General features: G+C 37.1%; 11 protein-coding genes. 7 read left to right on the forward strand and 4 right to left on the reverse strand.

The genetic code is table 11. The annotated features are described in order from the left end of the window. The first annotated feature begins 10 nt into the window (after positions 1-10). The 4 genes from H4J76_RS13495 to H4J76_RS13510 all read left to right on the forward strand — a co-directional run bounded on the left by H4J76_RS13495 (position 11) and on the right by H4J76_RS13510 (position 9,502). On the forward strand, positions 11-1,171 hold the full coding sequence (locus H4J76_RS13495; protein ID WP_182215810.1) for a response regulator: 1,161 nt from the start codon (positions 11-13) through the stop codon (positions 1,169-1,171). Next, positions 1,168-3,741 (forward strand): ATP-binding protein, encoded by a 2,574-nt coding sequence (locus H4J76_RS13500; RefSeq protein WP_182230804.1) that lies wholly within the window; start codon positions 1,168-1,170, stop codon positions 3,739-3,741. Before H4J76_RS13495 ends, H4J76_RS13500 begins: the two co-directional genes overlap by 4 nt. A 235-nt stretch (positions 3,742-3,976) precedes the next feature. Beyond that, the gene (locus H4J76_RS13505) at positions 3,977-8,167 is read left to right on the forward strand and encodes a response regulator (RefSeq protein WP_182215814.1); all 4,191 of its coding nucleotides are present in this window, start codon (positions 3,977-3,979) and stop codon (positions 8,165-8,167) included. A 21-nt stretch (positions 8,168-8,188) separates the two neighbouring features. Further along, positions 8,189-9,502 carry a diguanylate cyclase gene (locus H4J76_RS13510; RefSeq protein WP_182215816.1) on the forward strand — a complete coding sequence of 438 codons (1,314 nt, stop codon included), beginning with the start codon at positions 8,189-8,191 and terminating at the stop codon, positions 9,500-9,502. A 110-nt stretch (positions 9,503-9,612) separates the two neighbouring features. On the opposite strand, the gene yfaE is transcribed toward H4J76_RS13510, so the two are convergent. The 4 genes from yfaE to H4J76_RS13530 form a co-directional block, all read right to left on the reverse strand. Continuing rightward, positions 9,613-9,924, reverse strand: coding sequence for a class I ribonucleotide reductase maintenance protein YfaE (yfaE, locus tag H4J76_RS13515; RefSeq protein ID WP_259364623.1), 312 nt, complete (start codon positions 9,922-9,924; stop codon positions 9,613-9,615). An 82-nt stretch (positions 9,925-10,006) separates the two neighbouring features. Then, a complete protein-coding gene (gene nrdB, locus H4J76_RS13520) occupies positions 10,007-11,137 on the reverse strand; it encodes a class Ia ribonucleoside-diphosphate reductase subunit beta (protein ID WP_182215818.1) in 1,131 nt (376 codons plus the stop codon). Between the two features lie 134 nt (positions 11,138-11,271). Next, entirely contained in the window at positions 11,272-13,545 is a 2,274-nt protein-coding gene (gene nrdA, locus H4J76_RS13525; RefSeq protein ID WP_182215820.1) for a class 1a ribonucleoside-diphosphate reductase subunit alpha, read from the reverse strand. A gap of 577 nt (positions 13,546-14,122) precedes the next feature. Beyond that, positions 14,123-15,034, reverse strand: coding sequence for a LysR family transcriptional regulator (locus tag H4J76_RS13530; RefSeq protein ID WP_070373843.1), 912 nt, complete (start codon positions 15,032-15,034; stop codon positions 14,123-14,125). Between the two features lie 179 nt (positions 15,035-15,213). Between H4J76_RS13530 and H4J76_RS13535 the strand changes: the two genes are divergently transcribed. The 3 genes from H4J76_RS13535 (at position 15,214) to H4J76_RS13545 (ending at position 18,317) form a co-directional block, all read left to right on the forward strand. Then, positions 15,214-15,900, forward strand: coding sequence for a type 1 glutamine amidotransferase domain-containing protein (locus tag H4J76_RS13535; RefSeq protein WP_070373842.1), 687 nt, complete (start codon positions 15,214-15,216; stop codon positions 15,898-15,900). 76 nt (positions 15,901-15,976) lie between these two features. Further along, the gene (locus H4J76_RS13540; protein ID WP_182215821.1) at positions 15,977-17,134 is read left to right on the forward strand and encodes an iron-containing alcohol dehydrogenase; all 1,158 of its coding nucleotides are present in this window, start codon (positions 15,977-15,979) and stop codon (positions 17,132-17,134) included. Positions 17,135-17,273: 139 nt separating this feature from the next. Continuing rightward, the gene (locus H4J76_RS13545; RefSeq protein WP_182215823.1) at positions 17,274-18,317 is read left to right on the forward strand and encodes an NADP-dependent oxidoreductase; all 1,044 of its coding nucleotides are present in this window, start codon (positions 17,274-17,276) and stop codon (positions 18,315-18,317) included. The last annotated feature ends 135 nt before the right edge of the window (positions 18,318-18,452 follow it).

The following is an 18,452-nucleotide window of genomic DNA, read 5'->3' on the forward strand; positions in this document are numbered from 1 at the left end:
AGGAATTATTATGCCTAAACCCCGTTTGTTAATTATTGATGATGACAAAGATTACCTTGAACTGCTTCATGAAGCATTAACCGAAAGTTTTGAAGTAACGTGCGCGACTAATATTAAAGATGCGGATAAGTTAGTCAGCGACAATCAACTTTTTGACATCGCCTTAGTTGATGAAAATATTGGCGAAGACAAAGGGTCACAATGGATAAAACGTAACGTTGAACAACATACCGTCGCAACCTCTTTTGTCTTGTATTCTGGCCTAGCCACCGAAGATGCTGTACTTAAAGGTTTAGAGTGTGGTGCCGATGATTTCCTTGCAAAACCTATTTCTTTATTAGCTTTGGATAAAAAGCTAAAAAAACTTATTTCTTATCAAGATAAAATTCATAGCTTTGAAACAGAAATTAGTTCAAAAGATCGAGTTATTAATATTTCAATGGCACAAGCGGCTAAATATGGCAGCTGTATGCAGCTAACATCTCGACTTAATCATTGTTTTACTTTAGAAAAAATTAGAGATGAAGTGTTTTCATTTCTTTATACAATGAACTTAGATGGCTGTATTGCTTTTTACCCGATCAATGAAAAATCACTTTTCTTTAGTTCTAAAAATGGCTTTTGTTCTCCGGTAGAAATCGATGTAATGAAACTGTTAAGGGTTAAACCTCGCTTATATCGCTTTAGTTCTAGAACTATTTTTAACCACCCACTGTGCTCAATCCTTATTTTAAATTTAGTAGATGGCGCTATTGATACTGATATATATATTGATGCACTCGCCTCTGTTATTGAATGCATCGGTGCTCGTATTGCTTTTATTACCTATAAAAATTCACTGGTGCAAGTACAAAGTAAAATTCAGCAAGCTGTTTCTACTACCAAAAATATGATTGCCATATCTAAGCACCATCAACAGGAAGTGATGAATGAGATAGTCACTAACATAGGTATGAGCTTCCATGTCCTAGAGATGTCAGATGAACAAGAACAATATCTGACCAACTTGGTTCATGGTGCTTTAAAAAAACACTCACAAGATGATATAAATTTTCTTGAAGTTACCGATTTACTTGATGGCGCCTTAGCCAGTGTTGATGAACTTGAAGTCCTTAATCAACAACAAGAAGAGGAAGTAGTTGATTTTGATGATGAAGATGAACTATTTTGAACGCTACCTCTAACGATTTAACGGTATCGATCAATAGTATTCCTTTTTCGGTTATTCAATTAGATCATCAAGGGATTATTACCGGTTGTAATCGTTGGGCAGAAAGTTTTTCTGGTTATTGTTTAGCAGAAATTAAAGGGCAACCGCTAGAAATGCTCTTGCCCAAGGAATTTGCTAATTCGCATCTAAAGTTTTGTCATAACTTCCAACGTGGATCAGGTGTTAGAGATGTTGTCTTATTGAGTAAATCAGATGAGATGCTCAATTGTACAATAAAAACAAGTGAAGTTGCTGGCGGTTATACCGTCTACCTTTCGGATTCATTGTTAAACGATAGCTCTGACGATAAAACGATTAATGAGCGGGAAAAGCTAGCAGAAAAAATAGAATCTGCAGCGTTATCAAAACACACCCATAAAATATTAAACACCATAGAAGAAGCTTTTTGGGAGTGGAATATTATTGAAGGAACGCTACTTTATTCCGCACAATTTATGGCTATGTTGGATTATTCTGCAGAAGCATTCTTAGGCCCACTTTCTTTTGGTCAAAAATGGTTAAAAGAAGAAGATTTAGCCCGCCTTAACCAAGAAGCCAAAGCGCATTGTCTTGGTGAAATACCCAGTATAAATTTAACGCTGTCAATGACTACAGAGCAAGGTGCTACGAAGTGGGTAACTGTTTTTGGTAAAATTATCGAATACAGGGCTGAGCGTGCTTATAAAATGTTTGGCTCAGTTAAAGATATCACCGCGCAACATCAATTAGTCGAAAAGCTAAAAGAAAGAAATAATTATCTGTTGCTAGCGGAAAGTTTAAATAAATCAGGGCATTGGCGTCTAGATTGTATTGATAATACCTTATATTGGTCAACTGAGCTTTATAAAATTCATGGTGTAGACGCCACTAATTACCAACCAAAGGTAGTTTCGGCCTTAGACTTTTACCTGGTAGAAGAACAGGTTAAGGTACGAAATTATTTAGATAATGCCATTGTCAATAAACAAGGCTTCTACTTTAAAAGTGCTATAAGAAATAAACAGGGCAATAAAGTGAAAGTGGAGTGTTTTGGTGAGGTTGAACTCAATACTGCGGGTGACGTTGTTGGTGTTTTCGGCGTATTTAAAGATATTAGCCAATCAGAAACTATTTTTGAAAAATTAAAACTGCTCGCTATGGTCAATTATACAATAAAGGTACCGGTTTTCTTTATTGATGACAAAGATAATGTCGTTTATCAAGATCTAACACCAAAAACTGCCCACAGTAGCGCCGTGCTTTTTAATTATATTAATTTCAGTATTACCGACTATCTTGCGTTTAAACGAAAAGCAAAAAAGTGTGGTCAACTTAAAGAAACTCATATTAGTTTTGATGAATACAATAGTGTTTTTGATTTATCGGTAACCTATGAAGCCGATGAAGGAATATTTATTTGGATTGTTGAAAACGTTACTGAGCAATTTCGTAAAGACCAACAACAACTTATTAGTAATCGACTCGCTTTACTGGGTAATACTTTTGGCAATGTTTCACATGACATCAATAATGTACTGGGCGTCGCTTTAGGCGCTACCGAAATGTTAGAGATTAAGTTCGCCCAAGGTGAACGTGATATTTCAAGGTATATTGAGCGGGTCAAGAATGCGATAGATAAAGGTAAAAGCGTTACCGAGCGTTTATTAGCTTTTACGCGTAAACCTACCATCAAAGTGGTTCGGTTTGACCCGATACAGGATATTATTGATAACCAATATCTTTTTAAGCAATTGTTACTTCCTACCATAGACTTTAGCATTCATACCAATGAACTATGCTGTAAAATAAAGTTTCCTCAAGGTGAATTTATTAATATATTGCTTAACTTAGTGTTAAATTCTCAGGATGCGATCCGCGAAAGAGGCTTAATTGGACAGATAGAAATATCAGCCAACATTAATGATCAGCAAAATTTAGAAATTCATGTCAAAGATAGTGGTGTGGGTATTGAGCAAGGTAATTTGACTAAAGTGTTTGATCCCTTTTACAGCAGTAAATCAGTTAATAAGGGCAACGGTATTGGATTAGCTAATGTTTATAGCACAATATATAAGCATAATGGTCATATACGAGTTTCAGGACATGGCAGTTTGGGTGGGGCGCACTTTACCTTAGTCTTTAAGTGCCAGATTTTAAAAAATCCCCCGAAAAAAAGTCCCTTAACGCTTAAAAGCCAATTAAATATAAAGGGAAAGCGCGTACTTATTTTAGATGATGAGATAAGTATTGCTGAGTTTGTTTCCTTGTATTTAGAAAACGAAGGCGTTAAAACTGAACATACCAACAATAAAATGGGTTTAATGAACATTTTAGCGACTGAGCAACCTTTTGATATTTTTATTACCGATATGATATTACCCGATATTTCAGGTCGAGAGGCTGTGGAATTAGTGAAAGCAAAGTTTCCTAATATTCGAATCTTTTCAATTAGTGGTTATATTGCTGAGGAAGATAAACAATGGCATTACCCCGTTTTAAGAAAACCGTTTAATTCAAAAGAATTGGCAAATTTTTTAATTGAAAATAATTAAATTGCAGCTCGAATATTTCTAATGATTGTTAGCCGCTTAGCAAGTAATTGTGACTAATTTAGTGATATTTTATCAGTAAATGCTCTGTAATATCCTAAGGTTTAGTTATCAGTGTTATTGTTGTTGATCTACCACAATTGCATATAAGCGTTGGTTCTAGTATGTTATTTGATAGCCAATTGAATATTTAGCCTTTTCTCAAAAATATTGTTTCAGACTCTATTTTTATCGGCGTATGAATAGATTCACCAAAAGAGAAGTAGCACTTATCAAAAACAATCATTTACAAGATAATAATGGCGCATCTAAAGAACATCATCATACTGCGCAGCCATTAACTAAAGCCAGTAAAAGCTTCTCTATCGGAAAAGTTTTTAGCTCATTAGCTTTTAAAATTCCATTTGCTGGCTTTTCTTTATCACTCCTTATTGCTTTTGCGGTTGGCACTGTATTTTATATTGAAAGCCAGCAGTTGGTTAAAGAGCAGGCGTTTGATGAACTCAATATTAAAAGTAAAATTGTAAAACCATTAATAGCCTATTTCTATCGAGAAAGTGCCAACGACTCAATCTTCCTCAGTAAGACCGCGTCAATACAAGGTGTTATGGAGTCTATCAAATCTGATGATGAACAAAACCTGTTATGGCGGAAAAAATTACAGGGGATATTCAAAGAATTTATCAAAAACCAACCTATTTATAAAAATATAAGTTATTTAACAACAGAGAAACATGTTCGCAGTATTGTCAGTGTTGACCATGAAAATGACCAAGTGAAGGTCATTCCTTTTGAGCAATCTAGTCAAAATATAGCGCTTGATTCATTAAAAGCGGCATTATTAGTTAAAAAAGGTGAAGTGTATTTTTCAGAGATATATTATCAAAAAAATACTCAGGGCAAGCCTTTACAGAGTTCTTTATTTATCGCTACCCCTATTTATACGGCTGATAACGAACTTTTTGGCTCAATAACAATAGAAGTTGATTTTTCTTTATTTATTGAACGGCTTAAGGAAAATGCTTTAGAAAAAGTTACTTTTTATCTTGCTAATTCAGCGGGTGATTTTATTTATTTTCCAGCCGATCAAAAAGTTGATAAAAACAATATCAAGGTGATTGAAAAGTTTCCGTCGCTGAGTGTTATTTTTTCCTCAATACTCACTAGCGATAAGCTAGTGCAAGATAAAGAGATAGATGTTGATAATAAATTAGCCTATTACTCTACTGTTCAGTTTGCCGAATTTGGCCAAGTAAATCCATTACACTTAGTTATTGAAAATAAAAGTAATATTTATTTGCAATCATTAGAAAGTATGAAAAACCGGGCAATATTATTTAGCTTTATCTTAGCCATATTAAGTCTAGTGTTTTGTATTATGGCGTCTAAGCGGATAACACGTGCTTTGTTGTTGATGACTAAAGGTGTTGCCCAATTTGAAGAGCAGGGTGTTATCGGTAAGTTACCGGTGCAAGAAAATGATGAAATTGGCGCTTTAGCAAGAAGTTTTCAAAATTTATTAATGCAAATAGAGCAAAAGTCGATTGTCCAAAAAAGTGAAACAATACGTGCAGAAGATGCGTTAGCAAAGCTTTATTCTATTTTAAACTCAATTGCTGATGGTGTTATAAATATTGACGGGAAAGGTAATATTCTCGCTTTTAATCATGCGGCTGAAAAAATATTTGGCTATCAAACCAATGAGGTCCTTGGTAAAAACGCACTATTTCTAGTGCCCGTAGATAATACTATTAACCCAGTGGACGAATTTAAATGTTTTTTACAACATACTTCAAGTGAAGTAAAAGGCCGCACCCTTGAACTGACAGCATTAAGAAAAAATGGCGAAAAGTTCTTTATGCATTTAAGTGTCAGTAAAATAAATATTTCTGGTGATGTTGTTTTTACCGGATTAATACGTGATATCACTGAAAACAAGTTGTTGGCAGCAGAAAGTATCCGCAGTATTGAAGAAGCTAAAGATATGGCATGGCGTTTAAACTTTGCCTTGTCAGCCCCAAGAATAGGCGTTTGGGACTATGATATTCAAACAGGGCTAAGTCTTTGGGACAGTCGAATGTATGAATTGTTTGGTTATGATAAAGATTCAACAGTACCTACAGAAAAAATTTGGCGAACTGCTATACACATAGACGATCTTAAATTTGTCGAAGAACAATTTATCCGTGAAGTTAAGAAAGGCATAGTAATTAATTTTGAATATCGTATCACTTTGCCTGATGGAACTATTCGATATATTGAAACACATAGTCAAATGGTTAATCATAAAGATCAAAAAAACTTCAGAGTGGTGGGAACTCATCGTGATATAACCGAGCAAAAAAACTTAGGTACTTTAAAACAGGACGCTTTAGATATGGCAGAGCACGCTCTGTTGCTGCGCTCGCAGTTTCTTGCAAGTATGAGTCATGAAATACGTACCCCGATGAATGGCGTCTTAGGGATGTTAGGTTTACTTCAGCAAAGTAATATCGATAAACAACAAGCTCATCATTTGCAATTAGCCAGTTCAAGTGCTCAATCTTTATTATCTTTGATTAATGATATTTTGGACTTTTCAAAAATAGAGGCAGGAAAACTAGAACTTGAAATACTTGATTTTGATATTCGAAGTCAGCTTGGCGACTTTGCTGAGTCGATGGCGATAAAAGCGCAGGAAAAAGGCTTGGAATTGATACTGGATGTTTGCGGTGTTGAACAATCTTTAGTTAAGGGTGACCCTAGTCGTTTACGGCAAATACTGTCAAATTTAGTCAGTAATTCAATAAAATTTACCGAGACCGGTGAAGTACTCATTAAAGCCTCGATTAAGAAACATCAACATCAGTTGCAATTAACATGCAGCATATCAGATACGGGTATTGGTATTCCTGAAAATAAAATGATTACATTGTTTGATTCTTTTACCCAAGTAGACGCCTCTACTACACGAAAATATGGAGGTACAGGCTTAGGTTTGGCCATTGTTAAACAATTAGCCCAACTGATGTCAGGGGATATTAGCGTAACAAGTGCCGAAGGTCAGGGCAGTGTGTTTACTTTTACCATACTACTTAACGAAAGTGATAATTCTCAAATAGTCATGCCTCAGGTAGACATAAAAGGTAAGCAAATACTAATAGTTGATGATAATGCGACAAATTTGGCGGTATTAAAAGGACAGTTAGCTATTTGGGGGGCAGAGGTTACGCAAGCAAAGGATGGCGCTTGTGCTATCGAGCAGGTTGATAATCACCCGGTTGATTTTTTTGATGCGGCAATTCTTGATATGCAAATGCCTGGCATGGACGGCGTTACTTTAGGTGAGCGCTTGAAGGGTCATCGACATACACAAAAAACTAAACTTATTATGATGACGTCGATGAGTGATAGAGGAGATGCTAACTTTTTTGAACAACTCGGCTTTTCTGCGTATTTCCCCAAGCCAGCAACAACCGCAGATTTATTTGCTACGTTAAGTCTTGTTTTAGACGAAGAAGGCACTTTGAATGTCAATAAACCCTTTGTTACCCAACATAACGTGCATAAGTTAAAACATTCAAATGCTAATCGCGTCATTGCCAAAAAAACCCGCATCTTATTGGTTGAAGATAACCGTATTAACCAAGTGGTCATTTTAGGTGTACTAGCCAATATTGGTTTGTCAGCTGATGTTGCTGGTAATGGTATCGAAGCCCTGGCTGCTTTAGATTCTTCACCAGACGATTCTCCCTACCAAATCATTATTATGGACTGTCAAATGCCTGAAATGGACGGCTACGATGCAACAAAAGCAATAAGGGCAGGAAAGGCTGGTGTTGTTCATCGTAACATTCCAATTATTGCCATGACTGCCAATGCGATGAAAGGTGATAAAGAAAAATGTTTAGCGGCAGGCATGAGTGATTACGCGACTAAACCGGTAGATACCGATATTTTACTTAAAAAAATATCGGCATGGGTTGGGCTAGATAGCTTTGAAACCGTGTCTGATGATAACAGTAACGAGATTGTAGAGCCCCTAACCCAGACTAGCCATGGTGATAACTCCAAAAGTAGTCATTCAAAGACAAATGAAGATATCATTTGGGATAAAACAGGTTTTTTAAAGCGTATTAGAAATAATGACAAATTAAGTAAACAGCTTATCAGTTTATTTATTGAGGATATGCCTGCGCTTAAAAATGAGTTAGCTATCGCTATGGAAAATAAATTATTTGATGATATTATAGCTTTAGCACATAAAGTTAGTGGTTCGTCAAAAAATTTAGGTGGCATTAATCTTGGAAAATTAACGCGACAAATTGAACAATCGGCTAGAATAAAAAATAGCGTTGAATTGTTATCGCTTCAAAATGATTTATCAAGGGAATATGATTTGTTAATTAATATCTTACAAAAACACCTAACAGCTAAAGATGACGAATAAGCCTTCCAATGGGAATAAACTATGAATACAAAGAAAAAATATAACATTCTCGCTGTTGATGACGCTAAAGACACGCTCATGCTATTAGAGTTTGATTTAGGTGAAGAAGGTTATAATGTGTTTACCGCCGAATCTGGAGAAAAAGCCTTAGAGGTTTTAGAAGAGCAAGCGATAGACCTCATTTTATTAGATATGTATATGCCGGGTATCTCAGGCTTAGAGATGTTACACAAATTAAAAAATCATCCTATTATTTTCAATACGCCGGTCATTATGTTATCGGCTTCAGATGATGAAGATCAAATTGTTGCTGCTCTAGAATTTGGCGCAGATGACTACGTAACTAAACCTTATATTCCGAAAGTGTTATTGGCTAGAATACGAACCTCGCTGCGGCTTTTAGAGAAAACTTTAGAGCTAGAGTCTCTAGCTAATACAGACTTCTTAACCGGTATTCGTAACAGAGGCGCTTTTGAAGACTTAGCGGGTAAAGCGATTAGCCAAGCAAAACGCACTAATAAACCACTTGCTGTGGCAATGCTCGATATAGATTTTTTTAAAGCGGTTAACGATAATTATGGTCATGATACCGGTGATAAAGTCCTAGTTGAATTTGCTGATATCATCTGCGATTGTTTTCGAGATAATGATATTATTGGTCGAGTTGGTGGCGAAGAATTTGCGATATGTATGGCAAATACCTCTGCAGAGAATGCGCTTGTTGCCTGCGAACGCTTAAGAGAAAGAGTAGAACATAGTAAAATATATATTGATGATACTAATGATGAAAAGGTGTCTGTAACAGTCAGTATTGGCTTATCATTAGGCAAGGGCGATGAGATGAACTTAGAAGGCTTATTAAAAGAAGCGGATCTTAGCCTATATGAAGCAAAGCACAGTGGTAGAAATAAAGTGAAGGTGCATCAAGAATCAAATACGGTTGCCGCTGAGGGTATTATCGATGAGTTACCGGTGACCAGTGAAGACGAATATCCAGGTATTGATGCTGAAATAGGTATTGGTAATGTGCTTGGAGATGAAGATCTTTTTGCTGAAATACTGGTGATGTTTTATGAAGACCATTCAAAAGACAGTGAAAAGATTCAACAAGCGATCAGTACTGATGATCAAACTGCTTGTAAACACTTAGTACATACCTTAAAAGGTGTTTCTTGCTCAGTAGGAGCTATGCAACTGTTTGAATTGACTAAAGCGCTAGATGAAGCGGTAAGTGTCGAAGATACTGCGCGTTATCAACAATTGTATCAACCGGTTGCCGCAGAGTTAACTAAGGTTTTAGGCGGTATAGAAGTTAGGTTAAGCGCGCAATTATAAATATAAGACTAATAGATGTTGATGATGAGTGACGGGTATATTTGTCGCTCAACATCTATACACGTTGATTCTCCAATCTTTAAAGACCCGTTAATAATGCTAGTATTAAGTTATTCAACGATAAGTTTGATGTCACTCTTTGGCACACAACAGCAAGAGAGCACTTCTCCATCGCCAATAAAAGCGAGTGGCTCTCCTTGAGGGTAGCTAATTTCGCCTTCAACTAAGGTTACTCGACACGCCCCACAAAAACCGTCACGACAATGATAATGCACTTCCACATTAGCCTTTTCTAAACACTCTAGTAAACTTTTATCGTTGGCTTGAAAGGTAATGGTTTTATTATCGACAAAAATACGATGAGCTTTCTTACTTTCAGACAATTTTTGCGGGCACATAGCCATATCATTAGCACTTTTCATTTAAAAAGGCTTAAACGCAAAATGTGCTAATGATGTGATAAGAAAGCATGATAATCGCTTCTTTATCTGGAGGTTAAAACCATTAAAGGTCAAAGCCATCAAAATCATCACTTGATACAGAAGAGTCGACTTGACCAACTAAGTAACTCGATATCTCTGTTTCTTGTGGAGCGACCTGAACATTGTCTGATACTAAGTAAGCATTCATCCATGGTAATGGGTTACTTTTTATATCAAAGGGTGCATCAAAACCAATAGCCGTTAAGCGTTGATTACTAATGTACTCAATATATTGATTTAATATTGCCGCATTCAAGCCAATCATTGAACCGTCTTTGAATAGGTACTGAGCCCATTCTTTTTCTTGTTCAACAACATCAAGAAATATCTGTAATCCTTGCTCTTTCATTTCTTGAGAAATGATTTTCATTTCAGGATCATCTCTACCGGATAACCAGTTATTTAAAATATGTTGAGTACCGGTTAAATGCAAAGCTTCATCTCGAGCAATAAGCTTAATAATTTTTGCGTTACCTTCTAATAACTCACGCTCGGCAAAAGCAAATGAACAGGCAAAGCTGACATAAAAGCGAATGGCTTCTAAAGCGTTGACCGAACAAACAGCCAAGTATAAGCGCTCTTTAAGCTTGCGAGTTGATACTTCAATCATTTCACCATCGACTTCATAGGTACCGTCACCTTGTGACTGGAGTAGTTGTGTGGTGATGATCACGGCATCAAAGTATTTAGAAATACTGGATGCACGCTTTAAAATAGCTGGGTTAACAACGATGTCGTCAAATATTTCACTTGGATCTGAAAACAAGTTTCTCAAAATATGCGTGTAAGAGCGAGAATGAATGGTTTCACTGAAAGCCCAGGTTTCTATCCAAGTTTCTACTTCTGGTAATGAAACCAGCGGTAAAAACATCGCATTCACCGAGCGTGCTGCCATAGAATCAAGCAAAGTTTGATATTTTAGGTTGGAAATGAAAATATGCTTTTCTGAAGGCGTTAAACTTTGCCAATCAGATCTGTCTTTTGATACATCAATTTCTTCAGGACGCCAAAAAAACGATAACTGTTTTTCAATAAGTTTTTCAAAGGCGATAAAACGTTGTTGGTCATATCGTGAGACATTGACACTGTTACCTAAAAACATTGGCTCGAGTAGCGCATTATTAGGAACTTGATTAAACGTGGTGTAGGACATCTATTACTCCTTGATAACACGCATGAAAGTCACAGCCTGTTATCGAAATTTTGTTTTTAAAAATTATAGGTATGACTGATTATGCTGAAAGCTCCATTGTTAAAAAACAATGAAGCTTTTTTTTGTGCGCACAATTAAATTTTACATGCGCCGCCTTCACAGTCTTCTTCTTCTAATCCGAGCATATTCTCAGACGCACCATCACGGGTGTTATGGTAATACATGGTTTTAACGCCTAATTTATAAGCGGTTAAAATATCCTTTAAGATTTGCTTCACCGGTACTTTTCCGCCTTCAAAGCGTGCAGGGTCGTAGTTAGTATTTGCAGAGATGGTTTGGTCAATAAACTTCTGCATGATACCCACTAGCTGCAAGTAACCTTCGTTATTTGGAATATTCCAAAGTAACTCATAGTTACCCTTTAATCTTTGATATTCAGGTACAACCTGTTTTAAAACACCATCTTTACTAGCCTTTATACTGATTAAACCTCTTGGTGGTTCAATTCCATTTGTAGCATTTGAAATTTGTGATGAAGTTTCAGATGGCATTAACGCGGAAACCGTTGAATTTCTTACGCCATGTGTCTTGATACTCTCTCGCAAAGTTTCCCAGTCAAGATGAAGGGGTTCACCGGTAATGTCGTCAATGGTCTTTTTATAAGTATCAATCGGTAAAATACCTTGTGATAAACGTGTCTCATTAAATTTAGGACAAGCGCCTTTTTCTTTTGCTAATTCATTTGATGCTTTCAATAAATTAAATTGAATGGCTTCAAAGGTACGGTGAGTTAAATTGTTAGCACTGCCATTTGAATAATACACGCCGTTTTTAGCTAAGTAATAAGCATAGTTTATTACGCCTATACCTAATGTTCTTCTGCCTATAGTGGCATTGTAAGCAGCTGGCATCGGGTAGTTTTGATAATCAAGTAAACTATCAAGCGCTCGAACTGCAAGGTCTGATAAACCTTCTAATTCATCTAAGCTTTCTATTGCGCCTAAGTTAAAGGCTGACAAAGTACAAAGGGCAATTTCGCCATTTGGATCATTAATATCATTCATTGGTTGTGTCGGTAGCGCAATCTCTAAACACAAATTACTTTGGCGTATTGGTGCTTGTTTCGGATCGAATGGGCTGTGCGTATTACAGTGATCAACATTCTGTAAATAAATTCGACCTGTGCTGGCACGCTCTTGAGCAAATAAGGTGAATAACTCAATAGCTTTAATGCATTTTTTACGAATTGAATCATCAGCTTCATATTTTACATACAAGGCTTCAAATTTCTCTTGGTCTTCAAAAAAAGCATCATAAAGGCCAGGAACATCGCTCGGGCTAAAGAGAGTAATAGACTCTCCTTTGATTAAGCGTGTGTACATAAGCTTATTGAATTGCACGCCATAATCTAAATGACGGACACGATTTTCTTCAACACCTCGGTTATTTTTAAGGACCAGTAAGCTTTCAACTTCTAAATGCCAAAGTGGGTAGAATAACGTAGCTGCGCCGCCTCGAACTCCCCCTTGTGAACAACTTTTAACAGCCGTTTGAAAATGCTTGAAAAACGGAATACAACCGGTATGAAAGGCTTCACCATTACGTATCGAACTACCTAAAGCGCGAATACGGCCAGCATTGATGCCAATGCCTGCTCGTTGTGAAACATATTTAACAATAGAGCTAGAAGCCGCGTTTATTGAGTCTAAACTGTCACCACATTCAATTAATACACAAGATGAAAATTGACGAGTAGGCGTACGTACCCCTGCCATAATAGGTGTAGGTAACGATATTTTGAAGGTTGAAATCGCGTGATAAAAACCTTCAACATATTTTAAACGTGTTTCAACAGGATATTTAGCAAATAAACAAGCGGCCACTAAGATATATAAAAACTGAGCACTTTCGTAAATTTCACCCGTTACCCGGTTTTGGACAAGGTATTTACCTTCTAATTGTTTGACTGCGGCGTAACTAAAGTCTAAATCGCGAGGATGAACAAGAAATTTTTCCATTTGTTCAAACTCTGCTTCGCTGTAATCAGCTAGAAGATGTTCATCATATTTACCATTTTCTACCATACTAACAACATGGGTAAATAATTTAGGCGGCTCAAATTGGCCGTAGGCTTTTTTACGTAGATGAAAAATAGCCAAACGTGCTGATAAATACTGATAATCAGGTGTCTCTTCTGAAATAAGATCAGCGGCGGCTTTAATGATAGTTTCATGAATGTCAGCAGTCTTGATACCGTCGTAGAATTGAATATGAGATTTCAACTCAACTTGTGACACCGAAACGTTATCAAGGCCTTCAGCAGCCCAAGTGATAACTTGATGAATTTTTTCTAAATCGATGAGTTCTTTTTTGCCGTTACGCTTACTTACAAAAAGATTATTAGTCATGAAGAGCCTGTCATTTATTAATTATGCTGGTCGCTTTATTTACCTAACGTTGTCAACTAAAGAAAACGTTAAGTGAACACTTATCAGTATTATATTTCCCTAAAATGTAAATTAGCACAAAAAAACATCTGAACAACAAATACACTATATATAGGGGTTTTCTAAAAACTGATCACAAGATAATGAGGTTTGGCTGTTTTTGCAAGTGATAAAAAGCATAGTTTTTAATAACTTTCTTTAGAGTAAAAGTTCAGTTAGTAACGACTAACTTAGTAGTGCTTTTTATTTTTGATATTACAAAAACGCAACGTTTATTTTAATTAATTTTTGTGGGTAATTTATTTTTAAATAAAATTACCCGTTTATTGGTTGTTTTTGTCAGCTAAAACTTAATTTCTAATAAAAACAACACGTTGCTTTTTTTTAAGCAGGAAGGGCACTAAATGAACAATAATGCTGATATAGACTGTTTAGGTTAAGCGTTACGATGACAACTTGTATAAAGTTTATCCGCTAGTTATTAGTAGATCATAAGAGCGGTTGGTCCACACAAAAATATATACATTAATAAGTGGGGTTATTGCTTTTTTATTATACTTTGGCTGGTGAAATACTCTTTTAAGAAGTTAAGTAATAAGCGCAGCTTTTTGGAATTGGCTGTACCAGGCGGGAATACACCAAAGACATTAATGTCGCTAAAAGCATAATCATCTAGCACTGTTTCTAAAGTGCCTGCTTTTATTTTTGGCCAAGCATCGTAAATAGGAATACGGCCCAGACCATGTCCTGCTTCAACAAAGGCAGTACGTGCGGCGGCATTATTGGTACTAATACTGCCTTTTGTGGTGACACTGAACGAACGACTGCCCTTAGTCAAGGTTAACACTCCAGAGGTTAATTTATAAATAACCCATTGGTGGTCGCTTAAATCAGCCGGTTTAGTGGGGCGGCCAAATTGCAGAAAATATTCAGGTGCGCCACAAAGGCATGTTTGTAGCGTCGCCAGTTTAGTTGCTTGTAAACCAGAGTCAGGTAAGGGGGCACCGCGAATCGCTAAATCGATACCTTCTTTCATAATATTAACGACCTCATCAGTTAACATCACATCGAGTGCTATTTTGGGGTAAATTTTTTTAAATTCGTTCAGCGCCGGCACAACGGTCTGCAAACCAACATTTACCGGGCACGTTATTTTAAGTAAGCCGATAGGTTCATTTTTGAAATTTTCAATTTGCTGATTAGCGGCACTGGCTTGCTCAGCAATAACTCGACAGCGTTCATAATAGGCTTGACCCGCTTCGGTCAGGTTAATCGCACGTGTTGAACGATTAAGTAACTTTACCTCGAGCTGCGCTTCAAGCTTCTTCAAATGATAACTTACTACTGCTCTTGATAGTCCTAAATGTTTAGCGGCTGCACTTAAGCTACCTTGTTCAATGACTTGAGCGAATACAACCATACTTTTGAGTTGTTCAAATGAGATATCCATAACAGCACCTATTGAGGTAATAACCAGTTAATCATTTACTTTGCTAATCATTGTATCAATTATTGATACAATGATGTCAGTTTTATCTGCATTGTTCATTTTTGTTCTTAGGCATATACTAGCTACATTGAATAAACGAACACCTAAACTCACTTATATAACCAAACGGATGAATGATAATGACTAAACAAATATTAATGGTACTTACTTCACATGATGAGCTTGGTAACACAGGCCAAAAAACCGGTTTTTGGGTTGAAGAATTTGCCGCCCCTTATTATGCTTTTATCGATGCTGGTGTCGAAGTTACTTTAGCAACACCTAAGGGTGGACAAGCACCAATAGACCCAACCAGCACACTTGAAGACTTTCAAACAGCTGCGACAGACCGTTACGATGCAGATAGCGAAGCACAAGCTAAAATCGCTAATACGCTAATATTAGCTTCTGTTAATGAAGCTGACTTTGATGCAGTATTTTATCCTGGTGGTCATGGTCCATTATGGGATCTTACCGACAATACTGACTCAATTACCTTGATTGAAAACTTTCTTAACGCCGGAAAAGCTGTTGCAACAGTTTGTCATGCAAGCGCTGCCTTGTTAAATGTAAAACAACCTTCTGGTGATTTTGCTGTTAAAGGCAAAGCCGTAACCGGTTTTACTAACAGTGAAGAAGAAGCGGTTCAACTAACTGAAGTTGTGCCATTTTTAGTAGAAGATGAATTGATTAAACGTGGCGGCGAATACCAAAAGGCTCAAGATTGGCATGCCTTTGCAATTCAAGATGGCCTCATTATTACCGGTCAAAACCCAGCTAGCTCGGCATTAGCCGCTGAAAAATTATTAACTCACCTTTCAGCATAGTTACTTAGAACAGACAACTCGATTAGCTAACCTGTTTAGCTAATCGATTTAACGCTTTACCTTTAAGGACATATAAATGTTAAATTTTAATTTTCAAAACCCAACTAAAATTAATTTTGGGCCGGGAGAAATTCAAACCATTTCAAAAGAAATACCATTAGATGCAAGAGTACTCATTGTTTACGGTGGAGGTTCAATCAAAGGTAATGGTGTTTATAAGCAAGTTATTGATGCGCTTAAAGAGCACACTTACTTTGAATTTTCAGGCATTGAACCTAACCCAACTTACGACACTTTAATGAAAGCGCAAACGATCATCAAAGCTGAAAATATTGATTATTTACTTGCTGTTGGCGGTGGCTCTGTTGTTGATGGCGCTAAATTTATTGCCGCTGCGGCATTATTTGAAGGTGATGACCCTTGGGATATTCTTGCCAAACAGCAAGCGTTCACTAAAGCTTTACCCATTGGCGCGGTGTTAACTTTACCTGCCACTGGCTCAGAAAGTAATGGTAATTCCGTGGTAACACGAGACGGTAATAAGCTCCCTTTTTCTAGTCCTTTAGTGCGTCCATTATTTGCGGTGTTAGACCCAAGTGTGACCTTCTCATTATCAGATCGTCAAATTGGTAATGGTGTTGTTGATGCTTTTATTCATACCATTGAACAGTACTTAACTTACAGCGTTAATGGCAAAGTACAAGACAGGTTCAGTGAAGGTTTATTACAAACCTTAATTGAAGAAGGACCTAAAGCCTTAGCCCCGGCAACTAAAGATGATTTAGACGTTAGAGCAAATATTATGTGGTCGGCCACTATGGCACTAAACGGTCTTATTGGTGCTGGAGTACCACAAGATTGGTCAACACATATGATAGGCCATGAATTAACAGGTGCCTTTGGTATTGACCACGCTCGAACCTTATCTATTGTGTTACCTGCCGTGATGAAAGTACGTCGTGAGCAAAAGCGTGAAAAATTACTTCAATATGCAACACGTGTTTGGCAGATAACTGAAGGTGATGATAATGCACGTATTGATCAAGCTATCCGTTTAACAGAAGAGTTTTTTGAAAAGATGCAGGTACCAACGCGCTTATCTCACGTTGATCTTGGTAGCGCTGATATTGATTCCCTTGTCGAACGATTAGAGCAACATGGCATGACAGCACTAGGTGAAAACAGTGATATTACTCTAGCAATAAGCCGAGAGATTTTAACGCAAGCCTTGTAAAGATAAAATAAAAATGAGTGGCTTGTTTAATTGACACGCTGCACTTATTGATAAAAGGTCGATATATTTCTCTTATATTGGCCTTTTTTAATCCCAACACACTTAGCGCTTTTACTGGCTCTTTACAGGAGTAACTCTTATGACTCAAACAACAGATATCAATCGCCAAATGGTGCTAGCATCAAGACCCGTTGGCGCGCCAAAAGCAGAAAACTTCAATCTCGTTACTAGTAATAAACCCATCCCTCAAGCTAACGAAGTATTACTTCGTACGGTTTTTCTTTCACTCGACCCTTATATGCGAGGGCGAATGAATGATGCTAAGTCTTATGCCGATCCCGTCGCTTTAAATGCAGTGATGGTGGGTGGAAGTGTTTGTCGAGTAGAAGAGTCAAATCACAATGATTACACAAAAGGTGATTGGGTTGTCGCTTTTGGTGGCTGGCAGGATTATAGCGTTATTCATGGTAGTGAATTGCTCAAGCTTGATAATGATACGGTTAACCCGTCTCATGCCTTAGGTGTTTTGGGTATGCCTGGGCTAACGGCTTACATGGGTTTATTGGATATCGGTCAACCAAAAGCAGGTGAAACGGTAGTCGTTGCTGCGGCAACAGGAGCGGTTGGAAGTTTAGTGGGTCAAATAGCTAAATTAAAAGGCTGTAAAGTGATCGGTATTGCTGGCGGTGAGACTAAATGTACCTATGCAGTTGACAGTTTAGGGTTTGATCATTGTCTTGATCATAAAAGTGATGATTTAGCTGAGCAATTAGCGGCCGTTTGTTCATCAGGGATTGATGTCTATTTTGAAAACGTTGGCGGTAAAGTCTTTGACGCTGTTATGCCACTATTAAATAGCTGTGCCCGTATTCCTTTGTGTGGCTTAATTTCTCAGTACAATGCGACAGAATTACCTAGTGGACCTGACAGACTTTCTTCATTGATGGGAACATTACTTGTTAAGCGTATAAAAATGCAAGGCTTTATTGTCTTTGATGATTATGGTCATCGTTATAACGAGTTTAGCGAGCAAATGGTAAAATGGTTAATAGCAGGTGAGATTAACTATAAAGAGCATTTAATTGCCGGGCTAGAAAATACAGTAAATGCTTTTATTGGTTTATTAGAAGGTGAGAATTTTGGTAAGTTAATTGTGCGAGTAGGCCCTGACAATATTGACTAACAGTTAACCAAGCTCTACTTTATTATGGGTGTTTTATTAAGAAAAAAGCCACGGTTGAGTGGCTTTTTTATGTGTTGGTTATAGCAAGTTAAGGACCTATATCACTGGATTTAAACCGTTACTTTATTCGCGTTT

Source organism: Colwellia sp. BRX9-1, assembly GCF_014077195.1.
In the GTDB taxonomy this organism is placed as follows: domain Bacteria; phylum Pseudomonadota; class Gammaproteobacteria; order Enterobacterales; family Alteromonadaceae; genus Colwellia_A.

What these genes read in the sequence shown, in the direction of transcription:
- H4J76_RS13545 (WP_182215823.1), top strand. Translation starts at nt 17,274, where the DNA reads ATGACTCAAACAACAGATATCAATCGCCAAATGGTGCTAGCATCAAGA.
- nrdB (WP_182215818.1), bottom strand. Translation starts at nt 11,137, where the DNA reads ATGTCCTACACCACGTTTAATCAAGTTCCTAATAATGCGCTACTCGAG.
- yfaE (WP_259364623.1), bottom strand. Translation starts at nt 9,924, where the DNA reads ATGAAAAGTGCTAATGATATGGCTATGTGCCCGCAAAAATTGTCTGAA.
- H4J76_RS13495 (WP_182215810.1), top strand. Translation starts at nt 11, where the DNA reads ATGCCTAAACCCCGTTTGTTAATTATTGATGATGACAAAGATTACCTT.
- H4J76_RS13535 (WP_070373842.1), top strand. Translation starts at nt 15,214, where the DNA reads ATGACTAAACAAATATTAATGGTACTTACTTCACATGATGAGCTTGGT.
- H4J76_RS13530 (WP_070373843.1), bottom strand. Translation starts at nt 15,034, where the DNA reads ATGGATATCTCATTTGAACAACTCAAAAGTATGGTTGTATTCGCTCAA.
- H4J76_RS13510 (WP_182215816.1), top strand. Translation starts at nt 8,189, where the DNA reads ATGAATACAAAGAAAAAATATAACATTCTCGCTGTTGATGACGCTAAA.
- nrdA (WP_182215820.1), bottom strand. Translation starts at nt 13,545, where the DNA reads ATGACTAATAATCTTTTTGTAAGTAAGCGTAACGGCAAAAAAGAACTC.
- H4J76_RS13505 (WP_182215814.1), top strand. Translation starts at nt 3,977, where the DNA reads ATGAATAGATTCACCAAAAGAGAAGTAGCACTTATCAAAAACAATCAT.
- H4J76_RS13540 (WP_182215821.1), top strand. Translation starts at nt 15,977, where the DNA reads ATGTTAAATTTTAATTTTCAAAACCCAACTAAAATTAATTTTGGGCCG.